The sequence below is a fragment of the Catellicoccus marimammalium M35/04/3 genome, from assembly GCF_000313915.1.
In the GTDB taxonomy this organism is placed as follows: domain Bacteria; phylum Bacillota; class Bacilli; order Lactobacillales; family Catellicoccaceae; genus Catellicoccus; species Catellicoccus marimammalium.
This window is the reverse complement of record NZ_AMYT01000008.1, coordinates 16,527-41,012: the sequence shown is the minus strand read 5'-3', so window position 1 is coordinate 41,012 and position 24,486 is coordinate 16,527. Positions and strand designations below refer to the sequence as shown.

At 34.6% G+C, this 24,486-nt stretch carries 21 protein-coding genes, 3 tRNA genes and 1 pseudogene; 19 read left to right on the top strand and 6 right to left on the bottom strand.

Going from position 1 to position 24,486, the window contains the following annotated elements:
• Position 1 precedes the first annotated feature (1 nt).
• The gene (locus C683_RS01260) at positions 2-1,171 is read right to left on the bottom strand and encodes a hydroxymethylglutaryl-CoA synthase (protein WP_009488521.1); all 1,170 of its coding nucleotides are present in this window, start codon (positions 1,169-1,171) and stop codon (positions 2-4) included.
• A 352-nt stretch (positions 1,172-1,523) separates the two neighbouring features.
• On the opposite strand from C683_RS01260, the gene C683_RS01255 reads away from it, so the two are divergent.
• The 5 genes from C683_RS01255 (at position 1,524) to C683_RS01235 (ending at position 5,363) form a co-directional block, all read left to right on the top strand.
• Positions 1,524-3,863: a cell division site-positioning protein MapZ family protein gene (locus tag C683_RS01255; protein ID WP_009488520.1), complete on the top strand. Its 2,340-nt coding sequence runs from the start codon at positions 1,524-1,526 to the stop codon at positions 3,861-3,863.
• A 9-nt stretch (positions 3,864-3,872) separates the two neighbouring features.
• Positions 3,873-4,451 carry a peptidylprolyl isomerase gene (locus C683_RS01250; protein ID WP_009488519.1) on the top strand — a complete coding sequence of 193 codons (579 nt, stop codon included), beginning with the start codon at positions 3,873-3,875 and terminating at the stop codon, positions 4,449-4,451.
• A gap of 48 nt (positions 4,452-4,499) precedes the next feature.
• On the top strand, positions 4,500-4,871 hold the full coding sequence (locus tag C683_RS01245; RefSeq protein ID WP_009488518.1) for a CvfD/Ygs/GSP13 family RNA-binding post-transcriptional regulator: 372 nt from the start codon (positions 4,500-4,502) through the stop codon (positions 4,869-4,871).
• A gap of 11 nt (positions 4,872-4,882) precedes the next feature.
• On the top strand, positions 4,883-5,242 hold the full coding sequence (locus tag C683_RS01240) for a hypothetical protein (protein WP_009488517.1): 360 nt from the start codon (positions 4,883-4,885) through the stop codon (positions 5,240-5,242).
• 48 nt (positions 5,243-5,290) lie between these two features.
• Positions 5,291-5,363 (top strand) — tRNA-Thr (locus C683_RS01235).
• A 38-nt stretch (positions 5,364-5,401) separates the two neighbouring features.
• On the opposite strand, the gene C683_RS01230 is transcribed toward C683_RS01235, so the two are convergent.
• A complete protein-coding gene (locus tag C683_RS01230) occupies positions 5,402-5,806 on the bottom strand; it encodes an arsenate reductase ArsC (protein ID WP_009488516.1) in 405 nt (134 codons plus the stop codon).
• A gap of 251 nt (positions 5,807-6,057) precedes the next feature.
• Here C683_RS01230 and C683_RS01225 point away from each other — a divergent pair, with 251 nt between their 5' ends.
• Positions 6,058-7,479, top strand: coding sequence for an NADP-dependent glyceraldehyde-3-phosphate dehydrogenase (locus C683_RS01225; protein WP_009488515.1), 1,422 nt, complete (start codon positions 6,058-6,060; stop codon positions 7,477-7,479).
• A 75-nt stretch (positions 7,480-7,554) separates the two neighbouring features.
• Positions 7,555-7,881: a heavy metal-binding domain-containing protein gene (locus C683_RS01220; RefSeq protein WP_009488514.1), complete on the top strand. Its 327-nt coding sequence runs from the start codon at positions 7,555-7,557 to the stop codon at positions 7,879-7,881.
• Between the two features lie 41 nt (positions 7,882-7,922).
• On the opposite strand, the gene C683_RS01215 is transcribed toward C683_RS01220, so the two are convergent.
• The 4 genes from C683_RS01215 to C683_RS01200 all read right to left on the bottom strand — a co-directional run bounded on the left by C683_RS01215 (position 7,923) and on the right by C683_RS01200 (position 12,453).
• Positions 7,923-8,900 (bottom strand): ribonuclease Z, encoded by a 978-nt coding sequence (locus C683_RS01215; RefSeq protein WP_009488513.1) that lies wholly within the window; start codon positions 8,898-8,900, stop codon positions 7,923-7,925.
• 64 nt (positions 8,901-8,964) lie between these two features.
• Positions 8,965-10,503 carry an alkyl hydroperoxide reductase subunit F gene (gene ahpF, locus C683_RS01210; RefSeq protein ID WP_009488512.1) on the bottom strand — a complete coding sequence of 513 codons (1,539 nt, stop codon included), beginning with the start codon at positions 10,501-10,503 and terminating at the stop codon, positions 8,965-8,967.
• Between the two features lie 22 nt (positions 10,504-10,525).
• The gene (gene ahpC, locus C683_RS01205; RefSeq protein WP_009488511.1) at positions 10,526-11,098 is read right to left on the bottom strand and encodes an alkyl hydroperoxide reductase subunit C; all 573 of its coding nucleotides are present in this window, start codon (positions 11,096-11,098) and stop codon (positions 10,526-10,528) included.
• 116 nt (positions 11,099-11,214) lie between these two features.
• Positions 11,215-12,453, bottom strand: coding sequence for a conjugated bile salt MFS transporter (locus C683_RS01200; protein WP_040388549.1), 1,239 nt, complete (start codon positions 12,451-12,453; stop codon positions 11,215-11,217).
• Positions 12,454-12,704: 251 nt separating this feature from the next.
• Between C683_RS01200 and nifJ the strand changes: the two genes are divergently transcribed.
• The 12 genes and pseudogenes from nifJ (at position 12,705) to dut (ending at position 24,465) form a co-directional block, all read left to right on the top strand.
• On the top strand, positions 12,705-16,262 hold the full coding sequence (nifJ, locus tag C683_RS01195; protein ID WP_009488509.1) for a pyruvate:ferredoxin (flavodoxin) oxidoreductase: 3,558 nt from the start codon (positions 12,705-12,707) through the stop codon (positions 16,260-16,262).
• Positions 16,263-16,399: 137 nt separating this feature from the next.
• A complete protein-coding gene (cdaA, locus tag C683_RS01190; protein WP_040388548.1) occupies positions 16,400-17,263 on the top strand; it encodes a diadenylate cyclase CdaA in 864 nt (287 codons plus the stop codon).
• The gene (locus C683_RS01185; protein WP_009488507.1) at positions 17,256-18,221 is read left to right on the top strand and encodes a CdaR family protein; all 966 of its coding nucleotides are present in this window, start codon (positions 17,256-17,258) and stop codon (positions 18,219-18,221) included. Before cdaA ends, C683_RS01185 begins: the two co-directional genes overlap by 8 nt.
• Before the next feature lie 18 nt (positions 18,222-18,239).
• A complete protein-coding gene (glmM, locus tag C683_RS01180) occupies positions 18,240-19,601 on the top strand; it encodes a phosphoglucosamine mutase (protein ID WP_009488506.1) in 1,362 nt (453 codons plus the stop codon).
• 51 nt (positions 19,602-19,652) lie between these two features.
• Positions 19,653-20,033, top strand: coding sequence for a type II toxin-antitoxin system RelE/ParE family toxin (locus C683_RS01175; RefSeq protein WP_009488505.1), 381 nt, complete (start codon positions 19,653-19,655; stop codon positions 20,031-20,033).
• Between the two features lie 78 nt (positions 20,034-20,111).
• Entirely contained in the window at positions 20,112-20,570 is a 459-nt protein-coding gene (cbpB, locus tag C683_RS01170; RefSeq protein WP_009488504.1) for a cyclic-di-AMP-binding protein CbpB, read from the top strand.
• A 182-nt stretch (positions 20,571-20,752) separates the two neighbouring features.
• Positions 20,753-21,190, top strand: a complete 438-nt coding sequence (locus tag C683_RS01160; RefSeq protein ID WP_009488503.1) for a GyrI-like domain-containing protein — start codon at positions 20,753-20,755, stop codon at positions 21,188-21,190.
• Positions 21,191-21,207: 17 nt separating this feature from the next.
• A pseudogene (locus tag C683_RS01155) lies at positions 21,208-21,663 on the top strand (C40 family peptidase); the annotation flags it as partial.
• A 149-nt stretch (positions 21,664-21,812) separates the two neighbouring features.
• Positions 21,813-21,883: transfer RNA gene (locus C683_RS01150), tRNA-Thr, on the top strand.
• A 19-nt stretch (positions 21,884-21,902) separates the two neighbouring features.
• Positions 21,903-21,975 (top strand) — tRNA-His (locus tag C683_RS01145).
• A gap of 144 nt (positions 21,976-22,119) precedes the next feature.
• Complete coding sequence (locus tag C683_RS06325; RefSeq protein ID WP_009488500.1) at positions 22,120-24,033, top strand: GH25 family lysozyme; 1,914 nt, start codon at positions 22,120-22,122, stop codon at positions 24,031-24,033.
• 9 nt (positions 24,034-24,042) lie between these two features.
• Entirely contained in the window at positions 24,043-24,465 is a 423-nt protein-coding gene (gene dut, locus C683_RS01135; protein WP_009488499.1) for a dUTP diphosphatase, read from the top strand.
• Positions 24,466-24,486: the final 21 nt, after the last annotated feature.

Sequence of the window (24,486 nt, the reverse complement as noted above, 5' to 3'; positions counted from 1 at the left end):
CTTATTTTCCTCCTTTGTAGTAACGACGATGATCACAAATTTTTTCTAATTGGAATGGAGCGTCATCAAAGTCACATTGGTAAGTTTCACATCCATCTTCTTCTAACCAAGTTTGATTGAATAAATCTTCATATTGTTCTACTGTGAAGCGAACACGACGATTTAATAACGCTTCGTAATCTTCTTTATGAATATGTTTTTCATATCCTGGAACTAATTTAGCAGTGAAGAATTCACCTACCGCACCAGAACCATAACTAAATAGACCAATCGTATCTTCGGTTGAGATGTTTTCATCATTGGCTAATAAAGAAATTAAGCTTAAGTATAAAGAACCGGTATATAAGTTTCCGATACGACGAGTATACATCGCTGCTTTTTCATAATGGTTTGTTAGACGTTCTTGAGTTTCTTCTGATCCTTCTTCTAAGACAGAACGCAATGCTTTTAATCCCATTTTTGTATAAGGCATGTGGAATAACAAAGCACCAAAATCATCTAAAGAAGTACCATATTTTTCACAATATCCATGGAAGGTTTCGTTAAAGAAGCGGATATAAGCTTCATTTGAGAATTTTCCATCAACAAAAGCAGTGCTAGAGTAGTTTGGACGCCAGAAGTCATAAATATCTTCAGAGTAAGCAACCGTTTTTTCATCAAAAGTCATGATGGAAGGGTTAGCACTAATAATCATAGCAATAGCACCTGCACCTTGTGTTACTTCTCCGCCAGTAGCTAAACCATAACGAGCAATATCACTACCAACGACCAACACACGACTTTCTGGATGTTGATGAATATGAGAAATTGCCGTCATTAAACCAGCAGTAGCTCCATAGCAAGCTTGTTTAATTTCGTAACAACGACAATATTTTTGAATCCCTAATAAGTTTTGTAAAATAACCGCACCTGATTTAGAAGCATCAGAGGCAGATTCTGTCCCAAAAATAATTAGGTCAATCTTTTCTTTTTCAATTTCATCCATTAATGGATAAGCAGCATTCGCTGCCATTGTATAGGCATCTTGTGTTCTTGGTTGTTGTGCCATTTCATTTTGGCCAATTCCAATAGTAAATTTATTTGGATCGATACCACGAGCATTCGCAACATCTACAAGATCCACGTAAGCATTAGGTGTGAAGAAATTTATTTTATCAATTCCGATATTCATAACGATATATTTACTAGAAAAACTAGTAATCTCCTTTCTTTCTCGTTGGTCTCTTTATCATTGAGGCCGTACTATAAGAGAAATCGATGACAGCGATTTCCTCTCCGTTCCTTATTATAATAGAAAGAAACAAAATAAGTAGAGAAAAGACATTCTTTTTATAAAAAGCTTAGGATATTTTTGTTAACCAAAAAATAACTTAAAATGATGACGGAGGATTATCGTTTAAAAAAGAAAAAAGAGAAAAGAAAAAAAGCAATAAAAAAATATAAAATTAGAGAGAAAAAAAGATGGGTTCTAATCGGTTATCTGTTATAATATTATATTGAATAATACAAATAGGATGAGGAAAATGAAAGAAGTAAAACATTGTCCCCGTTGTGGGTCCGTGGTGGAAGGAGATTTTTGTCCACGTTGTGATCTTCATTCCACAGCAACAAAAGGTGTCATCCGAGAAAAAGACACAGTAAAAGAAAATAAAAAACAATCTTTTTATGATTTTTCAAAAGAACAAGCCTCAAAAGTTCATCATACAGAGATTTTCCATAAGCAAAATATGGATCAAGAAGACTTTGAACCAGAATTTGATAAAGAAAAAGAATTCCAACAAACAGTAGGAGAAGCGATTTCTAAACAAAAATTAGAAGAAATTCCAAAAGAAAGAACAACAAAACAAAGTTCGTTACATGCGTTTAGTAAAGAAGAACCAACTTCTCCTTCAGAAAAATTAGAAGTGTTGAAAAAATCAGAAGAAACTTATGATGTGAAAGAGGAACAAGAAGAACGTGGAAAACAACTTCCACCTCTACCAAAAGAAAGTACTTCAATGGAAGAAACTACTCCATTACAAGTACCAAAAACAATGGAATCAGAAGTAGCAAAACGAAAACCAACGAAAAAAGGAGATTTCTTCGCTAAAGAAGAAGAGGCAAAAGAAGAGCCGTCTGTCTCTCCTTTAGAAGAAAAAGAAACGATTCCAACAGAGAATAAAAAAGGTCCTTCTTTATTAGAAAAAGTGCGTAATGGTTCTTTATTTAAAGACGAAAAAGTAAAAGATGACAAGGAACATGATTCTGTAGAAGCTGCAGATGCAAAAGAAGAAAATAATGAAGAACCATCAGTAGTAGAATCAAAAGAAGTAACAAATCCAAAAGAAGAAAAGAAAGAAGTTACACCTATCTTTACTTGTGCGGTAACAGCACCAAAACAAAAAGAGCAAAGTACAAAAGAAGAAAAAGAAGTAGAAGAACCAAAAGCAGAGTCTGTAGTATCTATATCTACTGAAACTCCTTCTGATTTAGAAAATTCAACAGTAAATCATGAAGGAAAAGAAGTAGAAAAAACAGAGGAGGAAACAGATTCTTATACTCGTCCGTTGCAAGAACTAGATGAAATTTTACACATCATAGAACAACGAGAAGCACAGGAGTTAGCGCAAAAAGAAAAGGCTAAAAATGAAGAAGCAGAGGAGAAAGAAGAGGAAAATACAACTCAAAATACTCCTGTCTTCATGGCCTCTGTTGCTCCAAATAAAGAAGAGAAAAAAGATTCAAAAGATACAAGTACACCTACTGGTCCTAGTTTAACGAAAGAAGAAGAAGAAAATCTACAAAAACAGCAGAAATTATTAGAAGCAAGTGTATCGCCAAAAGAGCCTGAAGAAAAGAAACCAGGAACACCGAAGAAAAAACGTTACTGGCCATGGGTTCTACTCGTAATCGTTCTTTTAGCGATTGCAGGTGGAGGATATTATTATCATTTACAAAAAGAACACACCGAAGTACAACAAGCTTATCGTAAAATTGAACGTCAAATCGATGATTATTATGTGGGTGATAAAGCAAAAGATGGTTTTGTGGCAAAAAATATGAGTGCAAAAACCATTGCCAATGTAAAAGATGAAATCGCTGATTTAGAGAAAAAAGATCCAGAAAAAGCTTCCGACCTAACAAAACAATTACAAGAGTTACAAAAGAATACGGAACTAACAAATAAAATTAATGATCTTTTTGTTTCACCAATTTTAAAAGGAGATAAAATCGAAAAAGTGGGATTAAAAGACAACGTAAAAGTGGAATTTGTCCCAGTGAAAAATCCAAGTACTCCTTTTGAAAAAGCAGTGAATGAATGTATTTTAGATGCCAAAGGACAGGCAGAAGCTCAAAAAGAAGCAAAAGATGCTGTTTCTAACTTATATGAAGGAAAAGAAGTAAAAGATAAAGTGACTTCTGAAGATTGCACAGATGCTGAAAAATTGGTAGATAAAGTACAAAATACTTCTTTGAAAAAATCATTACAAAAGAAATTAAAACAAGTAAAAGAAGTTCTTGGTGAACGTAAAAAAGAAGCAGAAGAGAAGAAAAAAGCAGAGGAAGCTAAAAAAGAAGCGGAAAAAGCAGAAAAAGAAACAAAGAAAAAGGCTGATGAGGCTTCAGATAAAACAGGTCCTTATGCTTGGGCCAAAGGGGTAAAAGAACAAGTGATTAATACTTGTATTGAACGTGGATACATTACGCCCGATGGTTATTCATTAGAGAAAGCTTTTGTCAGAAATGGCGAAGGATATTATAATTTATATGGAACAAACAATCGTTCTCGTACATTAAGTGGCTATCCAAATAGTAATATCCATGTTTATCTAGTGACAATTAACTGTAAAACAGGATGGTTTAAAGGAAACGGGAACGGATAGGAGAGAATTATGACTTTATTACAAAAAGAATTACATGAAAATAATCCAAAAGTAACTTTCCATACTAATCGTGGGGATATTACAATGGAATTATATTCAGAACAAGCACCAAAAACAGTAGAAAATTTTGTTGAATTAGCGAAAAAAGGTTACTACACAGGAACGATTTTCCATCGTGTTATCAATGAATTTATGATTCAAGGGGGCGACCCAACAGGAACAGGTTGTGGTGGTGAAAGCATTTATGGCGGACCTTTTGAAGATGAATTCTCTAAAGAATTATTCAATTTCCGTGGTGCCTTATCTATGGCTAATGCAGGTCCTAATACAAATGGTAGCCAATTCTTTATCGTACAAGCACATCAAATTCCAAATCATTTAAAACCAATGTTAGATGCTTATCCAGAAGAAGTGCGTACAGCGTACTTAGAAAATGGAGGAACTCCTTGGTTAGATCAACGTCATACAGTTTTTGGTCAAGTGATTGAAGGAATGAATGTAGTAGATGAAATTGCAGGTGTATCTTGTGATATGAATGATCGTCCATTATATGATGTTACAATTGATGCTGTAGATGTAAAAGAATAATACACGAGCCCCAGTAATGGGGCTTTTATTTAAGAAGGGAAGAGATTCATGACAGAGTATCATATCGGTATGACTGTTACAGGAACAGTAACTGGAATTCAACCCTATGGCGTATTTGTACAAATTGAAGAAGGAGTGCAAGGTCTAATTCACATTTCAGAAATTAAACCAGAATATATTCGTCATTTAAATCAATTATTTTCGGTTGGTGATCAAATTGAAGCAAAAATTATTGATATTGATGAGTATACACATAAGATGAGTCTTTCTTCACGAGCAATGCTAAAACAAGTTCCTCGTCGCTACTTGCGTAAACATTACTTTACAAATAAACATAAGAAAATTGGTTTTCAAAGTATTCAAAAGCAATTGCCAAAATGGGTAGATGAATCCATGAAGGATTTAAAAAAGGAAGATTAAGAGGGATGGAAATGAAAAAGATTGTAGCAGGAACAGTAATTCTTCTTTGTCGCGATGAAGTACGTTTTTTAGTTGAAAAAAAAGAAGAACAGTATTATTTTATTACTCGAGAAGCAGTTCCAGAAAAGACGAATCTTGGCGTAATTGTAGAAGCACTAAAAGAAATGAAATTACCTATGGATCAATTAGAATTAGCGGATTTAGTAGATGTGCGTTATGAAGAAATTCAACACTTACCTCTATATGTATTCCAGCTAGCTTTAGATCAATTACCGCCATTACCAAGTCAATATGAATGGATTGGGACACATCGTTTCCGAGAATTAATTGGGAAAGTACAATTCCAAGAAATTACTCAATTTTATTCTTAAATAACGTTGTCTATTAGAAAAGATTAGTATATAATAAAAAAGTACGTTGCCATCTTAGCTCAGTCGGTAGAGCACCACCATGGTAAGGTGGGGGTCGTCGGTTCAAGCCCGATAGATGGCTTTCTTCATATTCATAAATGTTAAAGGCATAGGAACTTCCTATGCCTTTTTTTCTTTATTTAACGCCAAAATTTTATGTTCAATTTCTTGTATAATCGCTAAAAATTCTGCGTCTGATTTCCCTGTTGGATCTTCTAATCTCCAATCTTCTCTTTTTTTAGCTGGAAGAAAAGGACAATGAACTCCACATCCCATTGTAATTACATAGTCTATGGATGACGGTAAGACTTCTATTGTTTTTGGTTTTTGTTCTTTTTCCATATCAATGCCATAATGAGTTTTCATCAAGCGGATAGCATCTGGATTAATATGGTTTTTGATTTCTGTTCCTGCAGAATAAATTTCATATTCTGTGGATAAATGTTTTTTAGCTAAAGCTTCTGCAATTTGGCTTCGACAAGAATTATGTGTACAGATAAAAGCAATCTTTGGTTTTTCTGGCAAGTAGATCTCCTCCTTTGATTTATTTTTATCAAAAAGGAAGAAAGGAATCTTGTCAATAGTTATTTTTTCTCAATAAAGTTTTTTTTAAGAAAGTTGAGGAAAAAATTTGGGAAAAAATCGACAAAAAAAGATAAAATCTTGATAAAAACTTTATAATATTAAATAAATCTTTATATATGATAAGAAAAAAGTGAAATGAATCCTTTGATTATATTAAAATATAGTCATTACCAAGGAAATGAGGAAAACCAATGAAATCATATTTAAACTTAGTCAATGGAGAATGGAAAGGAACTTCTCAAACGATTACAATAAAAGAACCTGCGACAGGAAAAGAATTAGGTACAGTACCAGCAATGGAAGAAAAAGAAATTGAAGAAGTGATGCAAAGTGCACGTCAAGCACAAAAAGAATGGCAGGCATTAGCCGTTGTTGAACGAGCACAAATTTTACATCAAGCAGCTCAATTATTGAAAAAAGAAGCCGTGGAAATTGGTACATTATTATCCAAAGAAATTGCGAAAAGTAGAGCAGCTTCTATTCAAGAAGTGGAACGTACTGCAGATTTGATTGCTTATACGGCAGAAGAAGGATGCCGTATGGAAGGACAAATTTTAGAAGGAGGAAGTTTCTCTAAAAAAGATCAAAATAAAATTGCTTTTGTGCATAAAGAAGCAATGGGAGTTGTCTTGGCAATTGCGCCCTTCAACTATCCAGTGAACTTAGCTGCCTCTAAAATTGCTCCAGCATTAATTGGCGGGAATACAGTAGTGTTTAAAACACCTACTCAAGGAGCGATTTCTGGCCTACAATTAGCTCGTATTTTTCATGAAGCAGGAGTTCCTGCTGGAGTATTAAATACAGTTACTGGTAGAGGTTCAGTTATTGGGGATGCTTTAGTAACGCATCCAGAAGTTGATGCGATTAACTTTACAGGATCAACTGAAATTGGAACGCATATTGCAGAGCTTGCAGGAATGAAACCATGCATTATGGAATTAGGTGGGAAAGATGCAGCTTTAGTATTAGAAGATGCAGATTTAGAAAATGCGGCTAAAGAAATTGTCGCTGGAGCGTTCCAATATTCAGGACAACGTTGTACAGCGATTAAACGTGTATTTGTGACAGAAAAAAATGCGGATGCTTTAGTAGCAGCAATACAAAAAGAGATGGAAACCTTATCTGTTGGCTTACCAGAAGAGAATGCAGATATTACGCCTTTAATTGACCGTTTTGTGGCAGATCATATTGAATTTTTAATTGAAGATGCATTATTAAAAGGAGCAGTAGCGAAAACAAAGTATCAACGAGAAAGAAATTTAATTTGGCCAATGTTATTAGATCAAGTAACTGTAGATATGGATTTAGCTTGGGAAGAACCTTTTGGACCTGTATTACCTATTTTACGAGTAAAAGATGTAGAAGAAATGATTCGTCTGGCTAATGCTTCGGAGTATGGATTACAAAGTGCAATCTTTACAAATAACTATCCTTTAGCGATGGAGATTGGAAAAGCATTGAAAGTAGGGACAGTACACATGAACCATCGTACTCAACGTGGAGCGGACCACTTCCCATTTTTAGGAATTAAAAATTCTGGGCTTGGCGTGCAAGGCATTAAATATTCCATTGATGCGATGATGCGAATGAAATCTTTTGTTTTTGAACGTTAATTTTGAACCCTGATTTTACTTGTATTACAATAAAAACAAAGAAGGAATACAAGGAAAAGAAAGGAAGAATATACGATGATCATTACTACTTCTTCTACTTTGGAAGGTTATGAAATTGTAAATTATGAAGATATCGTCTTTGGAGAAGTAATTTCTGGAGCAAACTTTTTACGAGACTTTGGTGCAGGGGTGCGTAATGTGCTTGGAGGACGTGCTCGTGGTTATGAAAAAGATTTAATTCAAGCTAGAGAAAATGCACTTGCGGAAATGAAAAAAAGAGCAGCAGAATTAGATGCTGATGCCGTAATTGCGGTGGATATTCAATACCAAGTACTTGGTGATGAAAATAATATGTTAATGGTTACTTGCTCAGGAACTGCTGTTCAAATTCGAGAAAAATAAAAAGAAGCTAGATGTAAAAATCTCTACATCTAGCTTTTTTATTATCCTTCTTGGTTGCAAAGATAAGGTTCTTTTACTAAAGAAAGATCTAATACTGGCTCTTGATCGAAGTTTAATTCTACTTGTAAGTGATCTTGGTTAATCCAAGTATGAGGGAAGACTTCTCGAGCATTTTCTACATATTCTTCTGGATGGCGCATTGCTTGTGAGAAGTGAGTTAATAATAAACGATGAACGTTTCCTTCTTTAGCTAATGTGGCAGCATCATGGAAAGTCATGTGTTTATTTTTATCTGCTTTTTTCTTATCAGCAGAATCTCCATAGTTCGCACAGCAAACGAATAAATCACTATCTTGAACAAAGTTAGGAATGGTATCGATTGGTAAAGTATCAGTAATATAACTAATGGACAATCCTTTTCGTTCTTCTCCTAACACCATATCTTTCGTATAAGTAACGCCATCTAGCATTACTTCTTGTCCTTGTTGTAATGATTTCCAAGCAGCTTGTGGAACGTGGTTTGCTTTGGCTTTTTCGACATCAAATTTTGGTTGACGAGAAATATTAAAGCGATAACCTAAGCAAGGTCGAGTATGTTCCACGGGTAAAGTTTCAATGATTAAATCTCCATGAATGTCATCGTTATTGATGACCACAGGTTCTGTCGGATCTTCAATGACATTTACCTCATAATTTAGATAAGGGGAGATTAGACGGAAACCAGCTAAGACATCTTTTAATCCAGTAGGACCGATAATGGTGATAGGTTTTGTTCTACCAGAGTTACTAGTGGTTCCTAGCATTCCTTGTAATCCAATGACATGATCTCCATGCAAGTGGGTAATACAAATCACATCTAAATCTTTAAAACCGCTATTAATAGAACGCATAGAAACTTGAGTTCCTTCTCCGGCATCGACTAAAATCTTACGACCTTTATATTCAATCAAACCAGAAGATAAATAACGATCAGGAAGCGGAATGCTCCCACCAGAACCTAACATTGTTAATTTCAACATAATGATTACTCCTTTTTTTTAATCAATAGATAGAAAAAAGCCGTTACAAAGAACGGCTTTGAAATTATTGTTCGCGAATTAAATAGTCAAAAGCACTTAACGCTGCAGTAGCACCGCTACCCATGGAGATAATGATTTGTTTATACGTTTGAGTAGTACAATCTCCAGCAGCGAAGATACCTGGAACATTGGTGCGACCCACTTCGTCAATAATAATTTCACCACGTGGGGTACGAGCTACGGTATCTCCTAAGAAATCAGTATTTGGTACAAGACCGATTTGGATAAAGATACCGTCTAAATCCATATCTTTAACTTCTCCAGTTAAACGATCTTCATAGGCTACTTGTTCTACTTTTTCTTTTCCTTTAATTTCTTTCAAAGCGACGTTAGTCAAGATATCAATATTTGGTAACTCTTTTGCTCGTTTTTGTAATACTTGGTCTGCTTTTAAACGATCCATAAATTCAAAAACAGTAACATGACTGGCAATATTTGCTAGGTCAATCGCTGCTTCAATTCCTGAGTTACCACCACCAGCTACGGCTACTTTTTTACCAGCGAATAGAGGGGCATCACAGTGTGGACAATAGGCAACTCCTTTTGTACGGAACTCTTGTTCACCTGGAACATTTAAGTCACGCCAACGAGCACCTGTAGCTAAAACGATCGTTTTGGCTTGAATAATAACACCATTACGTAAAGTGATTTTAAACGGTGTATCTTTTTCGATAGAAGCTACTTTTTGTCCTTGGATGTAATCGATATCATACTCATCCATATGAGATTTTAAGCGTTGTGCCAACTGTGGTCCTTCGATGTAAGGGGTACCGATGACATTTTCGATTCCTAAAGTTTCATTAACTTGGCCACCCATTTGGTCAGAAATAATCGCTGTTTTAATTCCTTTACGACTCGCATAAATCGCCGCACTTGCCCCAGCAGGACCTGCACCGATAATGGCCATATCGTAAACTTCTTTTGTAAACGGTGCGAATTTTTCTGTATCATCTGATCCTAGTTTTTGTAAAATTTCATCTAAAGAGATTTTACCACTAGACCACAATTCACCATCTAAGAAAGTCGCAGGAACAGCCATAATATCTTTAGCTTCGACTTCTTCTTTGTACATGCCACCATCTACCATGGTATGGGTAATCTCTGGATTTAAAATTGCTAAAATATTTAGAGACTGCACCACATCTGGACAGTTATGGCAAGTTAAACTAACGTAAGTGACAAAATGAAGAGGGCCTTTTAAGGCTTGAATTTGTTTCTTTTGACTGTCTTCAATTTTTGGAGCACGACCTGCGACCTGTAATAGAGCTAAAATAAATGAATTATATTCATGCCCTAATGGTACACCCGCAAATGTGACACCACTTGGTTGCTCACCTTTCTTATCGATACGGAAAGCTGGAGTAAACTCCAGCTTTTCATACGTATAAGAGAGGTTTTTTTCATCTAAAGAACAAATTTCTTTAACAAATTGTTCTACTTTTTTGCTGTTTTCATCTTCACCCACACTTAATGTGAATTGGACGGGAGACTCTAACAATTTTAGAAATTCAAGCGTTTGTTGCTTTAATTGTTCATCTAACATAAAAAAACCTCGAGTTTAAAAATTATAATTTACCAACTAAATCAATACCTGGTGTTAATGTTGCTGCATTTTCTTTCCATTTTGCAGGGCAAGCTTCACCTGGGTGAGCAGCTACATATTGAGCAGCTTTGATTTTAGTTACTAATTGAGAAGCATCACGTCCAATTGAATCTGCGTTTACTTCCATTGCTTGAATTTTACCTTCAGGGTCAATAATGAAAGTACCACGTTGAGCTAAACCTGATTCTTCATCTAAAACATCGAACATAGAAATTAATTTATGAGCTGGGTCACCAATCATAGTGTATTCTAATTTATCGATACCACTATCTGGAGCATCGGCCCAAGCTTTATGTACGAAGTGAGTATCTGCTGAACATGAATATACTTCAACACCAATTGCTTTTAAGTCTGCATATTGATCTTGTAAGTCTTCTAATTCTGTTGGGCAAACGAAAGTAAAGTCTGCAGGGTAGAACATTAATACGCTCCAATGACCTTTCATATCTTCCGCAGTTACTTTTACAAAATCGTCAGCTCCTTTTTTGTATGCTGATAATTCAAATTCTTCTACAGTTTTTCCTACTAATGACATAGTTATCACCTCTTCAAAAAATTAGCTGAAATCAGAATGACTTCTGAATTCTTCTATATAATACTTATATATTATATTTTTAAGTCTGGCTATTAATTTGCTCAAAATATAAAAAATTATTTCGGTTTTCTATCGGCATAATGATGAGCACCAATTTTTCGAATCATCGTTAACATCAAACTATAGCAAATGATGATAAAGATTAAAATGAAAATCCAAGCCATCTTGAAGCCTAATTTATCAACAAAAAGACCAAATAGTACATTACCTGAAGCAAATCCAACTGCAAAGAAGATATTTACCCAAGCAAGAATTTGACTGGATTGACGCATACCAAATAGAGTTTGTACCATAACAGCAGGTGCAGACATATAGATATATCCAGATAATCCATAAAGAATAGCCCATAAGAAACCAAAACCTGCTTTTGGCATAAAGTTTAAGGTCAACATAGAAGCTGCAGAGAAGAATTGTAAGAAGAAAGCAACTCGTCCTCCGTTTAATAATCCACATTTAGAGATTAAAGCTCCACCAAAAATATTTCCTAATAAAGCAGCAATGGCAAAAGCAGAGCCGATTAAACCAATCGTTTTTGGTGTGAATTTGCAATATTCAAAGAAATTGGCATATTGACTCGATTGAGCGGCTACGTTTAAGCCAAGAAAAATCATTGAACTAGCTAAAATCCAGAAAGCAGGTAAGTGTTTTGTGCGGTCAAATCCAATCCCACATAAAGGAAGGGATTCGTGTTGCATCATAGATTTTACTTTTTCTGATTTCTTAATGCGTAATAATAAAACAATTCCAATTCCGGTAAATAAAGCGATGCTAGCACAAACAAAGTAAACACGATGTAAGGGCCAAGCTGCTAATAAGTTAGAAATGATAGGTTGCCAAAAGAAGTTCCCAATAGATCCACCGGCAAAAGCAATTCCTAACGCTAATGGTTTTTCATCTTTATCAAACCATTTTCCGATTAAATATGGAATCCCAAGAGCAGAGAATAAAATGACTCCGACTTGCATAATGGCATTAGCTAAATAAAATTGCCATAAATGAGTAGAAAAGGCATTGATATATAACCCTAAAGAGGTAATACAAATCCCTGCAAACATTAATCTTGGTGTTGGTAGCTTATCAAATAATTTCCCTACTACTGGAGAAGCAATCGATGAAGCAATGGAACCAAAAGTAAAAATTAATCCAATGCTTGCAATGTTAAAAGCAAAGTCTCGATGTAAGTAGTGGATAAATAGTGGCGAAATTTCTTGCGCCATTCCAAAGGGAAACATTTGCAGCAACATACAACAAAAAATAATTATGAAATGATGATGTTTAAAATTTTTAAAAGTCATAATTGCTTAATATTCCTTTCTCTTTCGTTTTCATATTCATCTTTGTCCGTCTTTATTTTATCACTCTTTGTGAATTGATAACGAATACAAAGGCTTTCCAATTTTTTTCGTATCTTTATGCTCTTTTTTACATAAATGAGAAAAAAAGAAGAAAATGTGAGAAAAAATAAGGAAAAGAAAATTTTTCTTTTTTTCGTATCACTGGACAAATGTACTATAATAAAGGAAGAAATATATACGGAGGCGATAACATGCGAAAATTTAAAGTCATGGATGGAAATGAAGCAGCAGCATCTGTTTCTTACCAACTAAGTGATGTAGCCATGATTTATCCCATCACACCAAGCTCACCAATGGCAGAATGGAGTGATCAATGGTCTGCACAACAGAAAAAAAATATTTTTGGCCATCCATTACTCGTAACAGAAATGCAGTCAGAAGCTGGGGCGGCAGCCGCAATGCATGGAGCATTACAAGCAGGAAGTTTAGCTGTGACCTATACTTCGTCGCAAGGCTTATTACTGATGATTCCAAACCTTTATAAAATGGTAGGAGAAAATTTACCTGGAGTTTTCCAAGTAGCTAGTCGTACGGTTGCCACAAGTGCGTTAAGTATTTTTGGGGACCATAGTGACGTAATGGCAGTGCGCCAAGCAGGAGCGATTATGTTATGTAGTAATACGGTGCAAGAAGTCATGGACTTATCTCCTGTTGCTCACTATTTAGCATTGAAAGCTCAATTGCCAGTGATTCACTTCTTTGATGGTTTCCAAACCAGTCATGAATTACAAAAAATTCAAACTTGGGAAGAAAAAGAATTAGAAGAGATGTTCCCTTGGGAAGATTATCAACGTTTTTATGATCGTCGATTAAGTAATGAACGTCCAGTAATTCAAGGAAGTGCACAAAATAGTGATATTCACTTCCAACAAAAAGAATTAGCAAATACGACTTATCTAAAAGTAGAAGATGAATTGAAAGCATTATATGAAGAAGTTAATCGTCGTTGTGGTACTTCTTATGCTCCTGTGGAATATTATGGTGCAGAAGATGCAATCAAAGTAGTCATTGCTTTAGGTTCTGTAGAACAAACGATTCGTCAGACAGTGGATGATTTATTAGATAAAGGGGAAAAAGTAGGAATGATTACCATTCGTCTTTATCGCCCATTCCCTGCACAATCTTTAATTGAAGCCTTACCAAAAACAGTAAAAGGCATTGCAGTTTTAGATCGAACCAAAGAACCTGGAAGCCAAGGAGAACCTTTATTATTAGATGTTCAAAGTGCTTTATATGAATCAGAAATTCGTCCATTAATTATTGGTGGTCGTTATGGATTGGCTTCAAAAGAAACAACACCAGGACAAATTTTAGCAGTCTTTCATGAATTAGAGAAGGGAAAAGAAGCGAAAAAACGCTTTACTATCGGTATTGAAGATGATGTCACTCATCTTTCATTACCTATCTTAGAAGAAATTGATTTAACCAGTCCAGAAGCTTATCAAGCAAAATTCTGGGGCTTTGGTTCCGATGGTACGGTTGGAGCAGTGAAATCAGCATTAAAAATGATTGGAAATGAGACCGATTCTTTTGTCCAAGGATTTTTTGCTTATGATTCAAAAAAATCAGGTGGATTGACTGTTTCCCATGCGCGAATTTCAGATCATCCGATTTCTTCAAACTATTTAGTTCATCAAGCAGATTTAGTAGCTTGTCATAATGCTTCTTATTTGCGTCTATATGATATGGTTGATGACTTGAAAGAAAACGGAATCTTCCTATTAAATACCTATTGGAATGAAGAACAAGTGATGAAGCATTTGCCAAAACGAATGAAAAAAGCGTTAGCAGAAAAAAATGCTCATCTATATATCATCAATGCTTTTGCACTAGCGAAAGAAGTTGGATTAGAACGCAAAATTAATACAATTATGATTACTTCTTTCTTTGATTGTTTACAAATTTTCCCACAAGAAAAATATATTGCCTTGTTAAATGATGCAATGGAAAAAATGTATGCTAGAAAAGCCAAAGGAGTAGTAGAACAAAACCAACAAGCCATTGCGGCAGCAGCTGGAGCTGCAAAAGAAGTGCATTATCCAAAAGAAGAATGGTTAGCACTAGAAATTACGGAGAAAAAAGAATCTACCGGTTCTCAATTTGTGGATGAAATTGTAACACCAATGTTGGCACAAAAAGGAGACCAATTGAGTGTTGAAGATTTACAACGAAATGAAATGGATGGAGGAGCCTTGCCATTAGGTACTGCTGCCTATGAAAAACGAGGAATTGCTCTAGAAATTCCAGTTTGGAATAAAGATCGTTGTATTCAATGTAATGAGTGTGCGTTTATTTGCCCACACGCAGCGATTCGTCCATTTGTTATGGATGAAGAAGAAAAAGAAGAAGCACCTGAAGGATTTGTAAGCTCTGTTATGAAGGGAGAAGATGGATTATATTATCGTATCCAAGTTTCTTTAGAAGATTGTACAGGTTGTGGATTGTGTGTTGAAGCTTGTCCTGCCAAAGGAAAAGCTTTAGAAATGCGTCCTTATGAAGAACAAAGGGAGCAAGCAATGAACTGGGCTTTTGCAATGACGTTAAAACAAAAAACTTTTGATTATGACAAAATGACCGTTGCTCGTAGCCAGTTACAAAAACCGTTAGTGGAATTTTCCGGTGCTTGTTCTGGGTGTGGAGAAACTTCTTATGTTAAGTTATTGACTCAACTTTATGGAGATCGTTTACGTATCGCAAACGCTACTGGATGTTCTTCTATTTGGGGAGCAAGTGCACCAACGACTCCATATACCACAAAAGAAGATGGTACGGGGGCAACATGGAGTAATTCATTACTAGAAGATAATGCTGAATTTGGATATGGAATGTATAGTGCAAGTAAACTTCGTCGCGATGAACTAGCAAAAGAAGTGGAAGAAATTATTCAAGACAACTTAGGTTCAGAAACCTTACGAGCTCTTTTACAAGATTGGAAAGATCACTATTTAGACAGTGAAGGAACAAAACAACGAGCTACAAAATTAATTGCTCAATTAGAACAAGAAAAAGATGAAAATGAACGATTAGCTCATTTATATACACAAAAAGAAGATTTTGTAAAACCAACGTATTGGCTTGTTGGTGGAGATGGTTGGGCCTATGATATTGGCTTTGGTGGAATTGACCACGTGCTTGCCAGTGGTGCCGATGTCAACATGCTAGTATTGGACAACGAAGTTTATTCTAATACTGGAGGACAAACTTCAAAAGCAACTCCAGCAGCAGCCATTGCGAAGTTCTCTGCTCAAGGAAAATATGCAGGAAAGAAAGATTTGGGAGCTATGGCTATGACTTATGAAAATGTTTATGTTGCTCAAATTTCTTTAAATTCACATCCTGTACAAACACTAAAAGCCATTGAAGAAGCAGAAAATTATAATGGTCCTTCCTTAATTATTGCCTTTGTTCCATGTATTGCTCATGGATTAAAGGGAGGTATGCATAGTGCCAAAGAACAAGCAGATTTAGCAGTTTCTTCTGGATATTGGTCTTTATATCGCTATCAACCTTGGGCAAAAGAAAAAGGAAAACAACCATTGACATTAGATTATAAACGTCCAAAATTTGATACGTTAAAAGATTACTTGATGTTACAACAACGCTTTGTGGCTTTGAAATCAGTAAATCCAGAAGTAGCAGAACAATTATATGAAAAGACAGCGCAACAAGCGATTCATCGATTCTTCTATTATGCAAGTTTAGCTGGTTCAGAAGAAAAACTACGTAAAAAACTATTGAAGGAAGAATAGAGTTGTATTCTGAAGAGTTATTTTTGTCGGATGATTTATGAGTCGTAAGAAAAAGAAATGATAAAAACAGACAGACGATGAAGAAAGGAAAAGCTACCTTTAGAAAATCAATAGGAATAAAAGGTAGTCGTAAAAATATGGAACAACAAATTGTACAAATACTTGAGCTTTTGAAAGCTCAAGTGTTTAACACTCATTTTTGGATTAATATCTTAGATATTTTGTTAGTTTGGTTCATCGTTTATAAAACCATTATGTTACTCAAAGGAACAAAAGCGATTCAAGTTGTTAAAGGAGTTGCTTTGATCTTAGTCATTCGAATGGTTAGTGGATGGATTGGATTAAATACGATTTCTTGGTTAATGGACCAATTTATCACGTACGGGGTGATTGCAGCAATTGTTATTTTCCAACCAGAAATTCGTAAAGGACTGGAACATCTAGGACGTTTTAAATTATTTAAAAAGAAAACCCAGGCAGGGTGGAAAAATAAAGAAGATGCGATTATCTTAGCGTATGATAAAGCAATCCAATATATGTCTAAACGTCGTATTGGGGCATTGATTACGATTCAAAGAAAAGTAGATTTAGAAGAATATATTGAAACAGGGATTCCCATTGATGCGGATATTTCTGGCGAGCTATTAATTAATATTTTTATTCCGAATACTCCTCTTCATGATGGAGCAGTAATTATTCGTGAAGATCATATTGCTGTTGCTTGTGCTTATTTACCTTTATCAGAAAGAACAACCATTCCTAAAGAATATGGAACTCGACATCGTGCTGCGGTAGGAATTAGTGAAGTTAGCGATGCGGTAACGATTGTTGTTTCAGAAGAGACAGGGAATGTAAGTATTACTCTTAATGGAGAAATGTATAACGACTTATCTCAAGAAATGTATTTGAAAATTTTACGCCAAGAATTAATTGTTGAAGAAGAAGCAAATCCTTCCATTTGGGAACAATTACGCAATAAAGGGGGACGCAAACGTGGGTAAATTTAGTCAAAGTAAATGGTTTTATTTATTTATTTCTCTCTTTTTTGCCTTACTTCTTTTCTTCAATGCCAATCATTCGAATCAAGAAGTAACTTTCCAAGAATCAAAAGGAACTGATGTCTATACAGAAACGATTTCTAATGTGCCGATTGAACTAGAATATGATAAGGATAAATATTTTGTAAATGCGGAAGTTTCTGATGTATCTGTTCGTCTATCTTCAAAAAATCGAGTAGCTTTAGATGCAGAAACGAATCGACAAACAAGACATTTTTCTGTTGTAGCTGATTTACAAAATTATACTCCAGGAACTTATGTCGTTCCTTTAACGGTGAAAAATTTGAATTCAGCACTAAAAGCTAGTCTTGGTACAAAGAAAATTACAGTGACTATTGCAAATAAAGAACAACGTAATTTTTCATTACAAACCAATGTCAATGAAAAATGGTTAGAAAAAGGAATGGAAATTCAAAATATTTCGATTCAACCTAAAACGGTAAAAATTAGTACTTCGACTCAAGATATGAATAAAATCCAAAAAGTAATGGTTATGTTGCCTGATCAAAGTGGAATTAAAAATGATTTCCAAGAACAAGGAGTCATTAAAGCTTATGATTTCAATGGTCAGGAAGTAAAAGTGGATTGTAATCCAAAACATGCGATTGTGTCTGTCAAGGTAGATCGTCCACATAAAAAGGTACCTTTGAATTTACTACAAAGTGGGACGCCTGCGAAAGGAATTGAAAATTATCAATTCTTATGTGATACCCAAGAGATTACTTTACAAGGAAAAATGAATGTCTTGAAGTCTATTCATAACGTGAATGTTTATGTTAATATAGACAATGTGGATAAAACACTAACAAGAAAAGTAAGTCTTTCTCTACCAGAAGGAGTAGAAAGCGACACTCATTCCGTTGCGGTAACTATTATTCCGCAGTTGAAACGGAATACGTAATTAAGAGAGGTTTAGATAATGGGAAAATATTTTGGTACAGATGGTGTTCGTGGTGTAGCTAACCAAGAGTTAACACCAGAATTAGCCTTTAAATTAGGACGTTGTGGAGGATTTGTGTTAACACAACATCACGTAGATCCTAGTCGTCGTCCTTTAGTTTTAGTGGCAAGAGATACACGTATTTCTGGACAAATGTTAGAACAAGCCCTAATTTCTGGATTATTATCTGTAGGGATTGAAGTTTTTCAATTAGGAGTTGTCTCAACACCTGCTGTAGCGTATTTAACACGTACACAAAATGCAGATGCTGGTGTAATGATTTCAGCATCACATAATCCAGCTTGTGACAATGGAATTAAATTCTTTGGTCCAGACGGATACAAATTATTAGATGAACAAGAAGCAGAAATTGAAGCTTTATTAGATGCCGAAGTGGATGAATTACCACGTCCATCAGCAGAAGGTTTAGGAACGGTTGATGAGTTCCCAGAAGGATTATTGAAATATGCACAATTCTTAACACAAACGATTAATGAAGATTTGTCTGGATTAACTGTTTGTTTAGACGCAGCAAACGGAGCAACTTCAACGATTGTGAATCGTTTATTTGCTGATTTAGAAACAGATTTTTATACAATGGGAATGCAACCTGATGGATTAAACATCAATGATGGTGTAGGTTCTACTCATCCAGAAGCTTTAGCAAAAATGGTCGTAGAAGAAGGTGCCGATTTAGGTTTAGCTTTTGATGGAGATGGAGACCGCTGTATTGCTGTAGATGAGTTAGGAAACTTAGTCGATGGTGATAAAATTATGTACATTTGTGGTAAATACATGAATGAAAATAATCGCCTTCATGAAAGTACGATTGTTTCTACAGTAATGAGTAATCTTGGATTCTATAAAGCACTAGAAAATGCAGGAATGAAATCTGTTGCGACTCAAGTAGGAGATCGTTACGTAGTAGAAGAAATGCGTAATCATCATTATAATTTTGGTGGAGAACAATCAGGTCATATTATCTTCTTAGACTACAATACAACAGGAGACGGATTGTTAACTGGAATTCAATTAATGAACGTAATGAAACAGACAGGTAAGAAATTATCTGAATTAGCTAGTGAAGTAGAAGAATATCCACAAGAATTAGTGAATATTCGTGTCACAGATAAGTATCATGCCTTAGAAAATCCAGAAATTGCAGCAGTAATTGCCGAAGCAGAAGAAGAAATGAATGGTGATGGGCGTATTTTAGTTCGTCCTTCAGGAACAGAACCATTATTACGTGTAATGGCAGAAGCACCAACAAAAGATAAAGTTCATTATTATGTAGAAAAAATTGCCGAAGTTGTTCGTGAACAAATCGGATTAGAAGATTAGAAAAAATGTAGCTTAGCTACATTTTTTCTTTTTATGAGAGAGGGAAGACCAATGATTTATTGTTATCAAGATCGCAAAGGGAATCTACCCATCATTGAGTGGTTAGAAGAAGTAGCTCATCAAGAAAAAAGTACCTATCAAAAAATGCTACACACTTTATCGCAAATGCAAGAGAAGACTCTACCTTTAGAAAGACCGTTAGTAAAAAAAACACCAAAACAAAGGACAGGGTATAATAATCTTTATAAAATGCGCCTAGGGAATTATCGTTTATTTTTCCAAGTGGAGCAACAAGATTATTACCTTTTACATGCTTTTTATAAAAAAACGCAAGCAACGCCAGAAAAAGAATTTCGTCAGGTGAAAAAAGAAATGAACGCTCAATCTTTTGTAGAGATTCCTAAAAAAATAATAAAATTAATTGAATCTTAGAAAAAACAAAAGCAAAAAATTTCTTTTTGTAGTATATTAGAACTGTTGAAAAATAAAAAGAAAGAGAGCAGACCGTCAATGATTGGACCTGTAGTGACTCACTATTTATTTCCAGAAGAGCTTTTAATTCCAGCTGAAAATGTAGCTCACGTTATGCCAGAACATTCTGTAATGCATGCTGCATTAGTGTTATCTAGTTTGGGATATAATCGAATCCCAGTAATTGATGATGACGGAAAATTTGCTGGAACGATCGGTTTATCAACCATTATGGGAGATTTACTAGATTGGGATGAAATCTCTGGAGAAAAAATGAAAACACTAAAAGTAGAAGATGTGATGGATCGAAAAAATAATGTTTTGGTGCAAGGATATGACGATGCCCAATTATTACGAGAAATGGTTCATTTTAACTTCCTACCGGTAGTCGATGAAAAGAATGTGTTTTTAGGGATTGTGACGAGAAAAGAAATTTTAAAACGAATCAATTTTTTAGCTCATGAATTAGAAAAAGAATATCGAATTGAGAAAAAATAAACGAAAAGTCTTCGCAAAAGTTATTGCGAAGATTTTTTTATTATATATTAGTATTTTGGAGAAAATAGATTGGATTAATATTAATGAGGGTTATATTTTAAAAAATTTATTGAAATTCATTTTAAATCAATTTATTGTTAATTTATCAAGCTTGATACTTACTTGAAGTAGGAGGAAATAACTTGAAAATTGAAGAATTTAAAGATATTAAAATAGCATACATGCGCAGAATTGGTGAATATGGTTTAGAAAATAAATCCTTGATGGAAAAATTCAAATTACATTTGGAACATCAGGAATTATTGGATGAAAGAACAATTATACTTGGTATAGCATTAGATAATCCTCTATATGTTTCAAAAGAAAATCAGCGTTATGATGTAGGTATGATCATCTCAGATGAAAATATTGATTATAATTTACCGATTCGTAATATTGATAATGGTCAATATGCTGTATTTGAAGTTGAACATGATGAAAAAGCGATATCAGAGTTTTGGGAAAATATCCAAACCTTAACTGCTGATTTAGTATTAGATGATTCAAAGCCAATCATTGAACGATATACTTTTCCAAAAATAGCATCAAATTTATGTGAATTTTGTATTCCTTTAAAATAAAGGAGAGTTAAAAAGAAAAAATGTGGACGAAACTAGGTTATTCAGCAAAAAGTTGGAAAGAAATTGATGCCTATGTAGCTCCATTACAAGCTCATGCTTGGGATAATCGTCAAAAACATATTGAAGCAATGATTCAACAAGCCTATAAATATTTAGGAAATAAATATTTGTAAGGAGCTTCATCTAGTCCAAAATATGGTGTAGATTGCTCAAGGTTAGTGATGCAAGCACTATATGCAGGAGGCATTGATCCTGCACCAATCAGTTCTATTCATCATGCATTCCCAGGAAACGAATATAATTCTAGAAATTTATGGGCTTCCCCAAAATTAAAACGAGTTTCTTATCAAGAACGCCAACGAGGAGACTTAATTTTCTATTATCAGCCAGGGACACAAACGATTTGGCATGTAGCAATTTATCTAGGAAATGATAAAGTAATCGAAAGTTGGCCACCAAAAGTTGTGGTTTGACCAATTCGTAATGCTCAGCGAAATGTTATCGCTGGAGTAAAAAGACCATTTTTATAAAAATAGTTCAGTAGGGAATTTTCCTTACTGAATTTTTTTACCAAAAAATTCTTGCACAATTTCAAGAGTATGCTATAATAAATAACAGAAATGCTCCCTTAGTTTAGTGGTAGAACATCGGATTCGTAACCCGGTAACGCCAGTTCAATTCTGGCAGGGAGCATTACCCAAATATAAATATGGCGGATGTGGCGAAGTGGTTAACGCTCCGGATTGTGGCTCCGGCATTCGAGGGTTCGATTCCCTTCATCCGCCTTACAAAGAAGAGAGAAGTGTTCTCTCTTTTTTTTTCATTTTTTGCCGTGATTTTTCTAATAATTAGTAATCTTTGACAGAGCAATTATACTATAATAAACGTATGAGAAATGTTTATAGGATTAAAGAGTAAGAGAGGTAATTATGAAAAAATATTATTCAACATTATTGATTAGTACGTTTTTATTGGGTGTACCAATGGTAGCTCAAGCAAAAGAAAAAGATACAACAAAAGAAGTGACAACAGAAACAACATCTACTTCAAAAAAAGGAGAGACAGTTTTTTATAATGGTAAGTTATTAACGATGAAGCCAGAAACAAAGGCGGTTCGCGATGCTAAGCCAGAAAAAGCTGGAAACCATACAATGGGAAGTTTTATTCCTAAAGGGCGACAAGGGTGTGATGTCTTCACGGTTGGGGATAAATCACGTCCTCGCCAAGATTTTATTGATGTATCTTCTTACCAAGGCGCAATGACTCAACGAGATTACAATACACTAAAGGCTCGTGGCGTTAAAGGAGTAGTTGTAAAATTAACAGAGGGAACGTCTTATCGTAACCCTTATGCTGGACAACAAATCTCTATGGCTAAAAAAGCGGGAATGAAAGTGTCTGTCTATCATTTTTCTCGTTTTAAAAATAAGGCTCAAGCAGAAGCAGAAGCAGATTACTTTGTTCAATATGCTCGCCAATTAGGATTAGGTAATAATACGTTAATGGTTAACGATATTGAAGATGCAGGATGTAATAATGGATATACAACACAAAATTCTGTTTATTTTGCCTTACGTTTAATTCGTACCCATGGAATTCAAAGTGTTTTACACTATGGCTATCAAAATTGGTTTGATACAGGGGTATTAGACCGCAACGTATTAGGAGCAGATAGTATTTGGATGGCGGCTTATCCATATTCTCCATCTGCGAATAATTTATGGTTTAAAGGATCTGTAGAGGCATGGCAATTCACTTCAACAATGCGTTTACCATCAGGAAATGATTATACAGGTTATATCGATGGAAATATTGATTATACGGGTCGTTTCACAGGAAAATCTACAACTAAACCAGAAGTTAAGCCAGAGGCAAAACCAGAAGAAAAACCAGAATTTCATCACTATAAAGCTTATGCAACAATTTTGAAAAATGATGCTCCTCGCTATAATAAATTAGCACCATTAACAAAAGTGGGTACAACAGAACAATTAAGTAATCATACATGGAAAATCAAAGGGTATTATGATGTTGATGGCATCCGTTATTATTCTTTATATGATCAAGAAGATCAATGGCATGGATATGTTCGTAAAAATGATGTGATAGAAAAAGAGAATCCACGAGGAGAAATGATTACTGGAACTAAACCGTATGCTTCTATCATTAAAGAAAATTACAATATTTGGCGTAATATTGATAATTTTAATACGATTATGGATAATAGTTCTAATTTAGTTAATCAAACTTATAAAGTACGTGGGGTTTATGCCCATTACAATGGAAGTTATTATGCTTCATTATATGATTCAGATGGTAATTGGCATGGATATATTAATACTGATGCTTTATCATGGGCAGATATGCCTAAGGGAGTATGGCATGATACAAAGGTATATGCTACGGTAATGAAGAAAAATTATAATATTTGGCGTGAATTAGAGGAATTCAAAACAATCAAACAACCAATTGAAAATGCTTATCAAAAAACTTATTTAGTAAAAGGTTGGTATAAACATATTAATGGTTCTGTTTATTATTCACTTTATAATGACGATAATCAATGGTGTGGATATGTAGATTCTAGAGCAATAAATGAAGCTGAAGAACCTAAAGGAGTTTATATACCATATGGTAAAGATGTAACTGTGGTAAAAGATAGTTATAATGTTTGGCGCGAGCTTAAGCAATTCAAAGATGTGAAAGATAAAAGTAAAAATCTTTATAATAAAACTTATTTAGCAAAAGGACTATATCATCATATTAATGGTTCTACATATTATTCATTATACGATGAAAATAATCAATGGCGTGGATATATTAATGCCAATGCTTGTCGTTAGGAGAAAGTTATGGAATTAAAAGTCAAAAAACTCGTTCCAGAGGCTGTTTTACCACAAAAAAATCACATTACAGATAGTGGGTTTGATCTATATTCAGTAGAAGATAGAACGTTAAGAACTGGAGAAAGAACTTGCATTCGTACTGGGATTGCTTGTATGTTTCCTCAAGGATTTGGTGGTGAAATCCGAGGGAGAAGTGGATTAACCACCAAAACAGGATTAATGGTATTACAAGGAACGATTGATTCTGATTATCGAGGAGAATTATTAGTCATTGTTCATAATTTAGGAGAAGAGTATACGATTCACAAAGGAGATCGTATTGCTCAATTAATCATTGAAAAGATTTATCCTTTCTCTGTTGTTGAATGTGAAGATTTTTCTACAGAAACAACACGAGGAACTAATGGCTTTGGTTCTTCTGGAAAATAATTATAGTATGTATGTATAAAG

Coding starts and splice junctions, on each gene's coding strand:
- cdaA (WP_040388548.1), top strand. CDS start 16,400: ATGGAACAACAAATTGTACAAATACTTGAGCTTTTGAAAGCTCAAGTG.
- C683_RS01245 (WP_009488518.1), top strand. CDS start 4,500: ATGACAGAGTATCATATCGGTATGACTGTTACAGGAACAGTAACTGGA.
- C683_RS06325 (WP_009488500.1), top strand. CDS start 22,120: ATGAAAAAATATTATTCAACATTATTGATTAGTACGTTTTTATTGGGT.
- C683_RS01200 (WP_040388549.1), bottom strand. CDS start 12,453: ATGACTTTTAAAAATTTTAAACATCATCATTTCATAATTATTTTTTGT.
- ahpC (WP_009488511.1), bottom strand. CDS start 11,098: ATGTCATTAGTAGGAAAAACTGTAGAAGAATTTGAATTATCAGCATAC.
- C683_RS01220 (WP_009488514.1), top strand. CDS start 7,555: ATGATCATTACTACTTCTTCTACTTTGGAAGGTTATGAAATTGTAAAT.
- C683_RS01225 (WP_009488515.1), top strand. CDS start 6,058: ATGAAATCATATTTAAACTTAGTCAATGGAGAATGGAAAGGAACTTCT.
- C683_RS01260 (WP_009488521.1), bottom strand. CDS start 1,171: ATGAATATCGGAATTGATAAAATAAATTTCTTCACACCTAATGCTTAC.
- C683_RS01175 (WP_009488505.1), top strand. CDS start 19,653: ATGATTTATTGTTATCAAGATCGCAAAGGGAATCTACCCATCATTGAG.
- C683_RS01255 (WP_009488520.1), top strand. CDS start 1,524: ATGAAAGAAGTAAAACATTGTCCCCGTTGTGGGTCCGTGGTGGAAGGA.
- dut (WP_009488499.1), top strand. CDS start 24,043: ATGGAATTAAAAGTCAAAAAACTCGTTCCAGAGGCTGTTTTACCACAA.
- cbpB (WP_009488504.1), top strand. CDS start 20,112: ATGATTGGACCTGTAGTGACTCACTATTTATTTCCAGAAGAGCTTTTA.
- C683_RS01215 (WP_009488513.1), bottom strand. CDS start 8,900: ATGTTGAAATTAACAATGTTAGGTTCTGGTGGGAGCATTCCGCTTCCT.
- glmM (WP_009488506.1), top strand. CDS start 18,240: ATGGGAAAATATTTTGGTACAGATGGTGTTCGTGGTGTAGCTAACCAA.
- C683_RS01250 (WP_009488519.1), top strand. CDS start 3,873: ATGACTTTATTACAAAAAGAATTACATGAAAATAATCCAAAAGTAACT.
- C683_RS01240 (WP_009488517.1), top strand. CDS start 4,883: ATGAAAAAGATTGTAGCAGGAACAGTAATTCTTCTTTGTCGCGATGAA.
- nifJ (WP_009488509.1), top strand. CDS start 12,705: ATGCGAAAATTTAAAGTCATGGATGGAAATGAAGCAGCAGCATCTGTT.
- ahpF (WP_009488512.1), bottom strand. CDS start 10,503: ATGTTAGATGAACAATTAAAGCAACAAACGCTTGAATTTCTAAAATTG.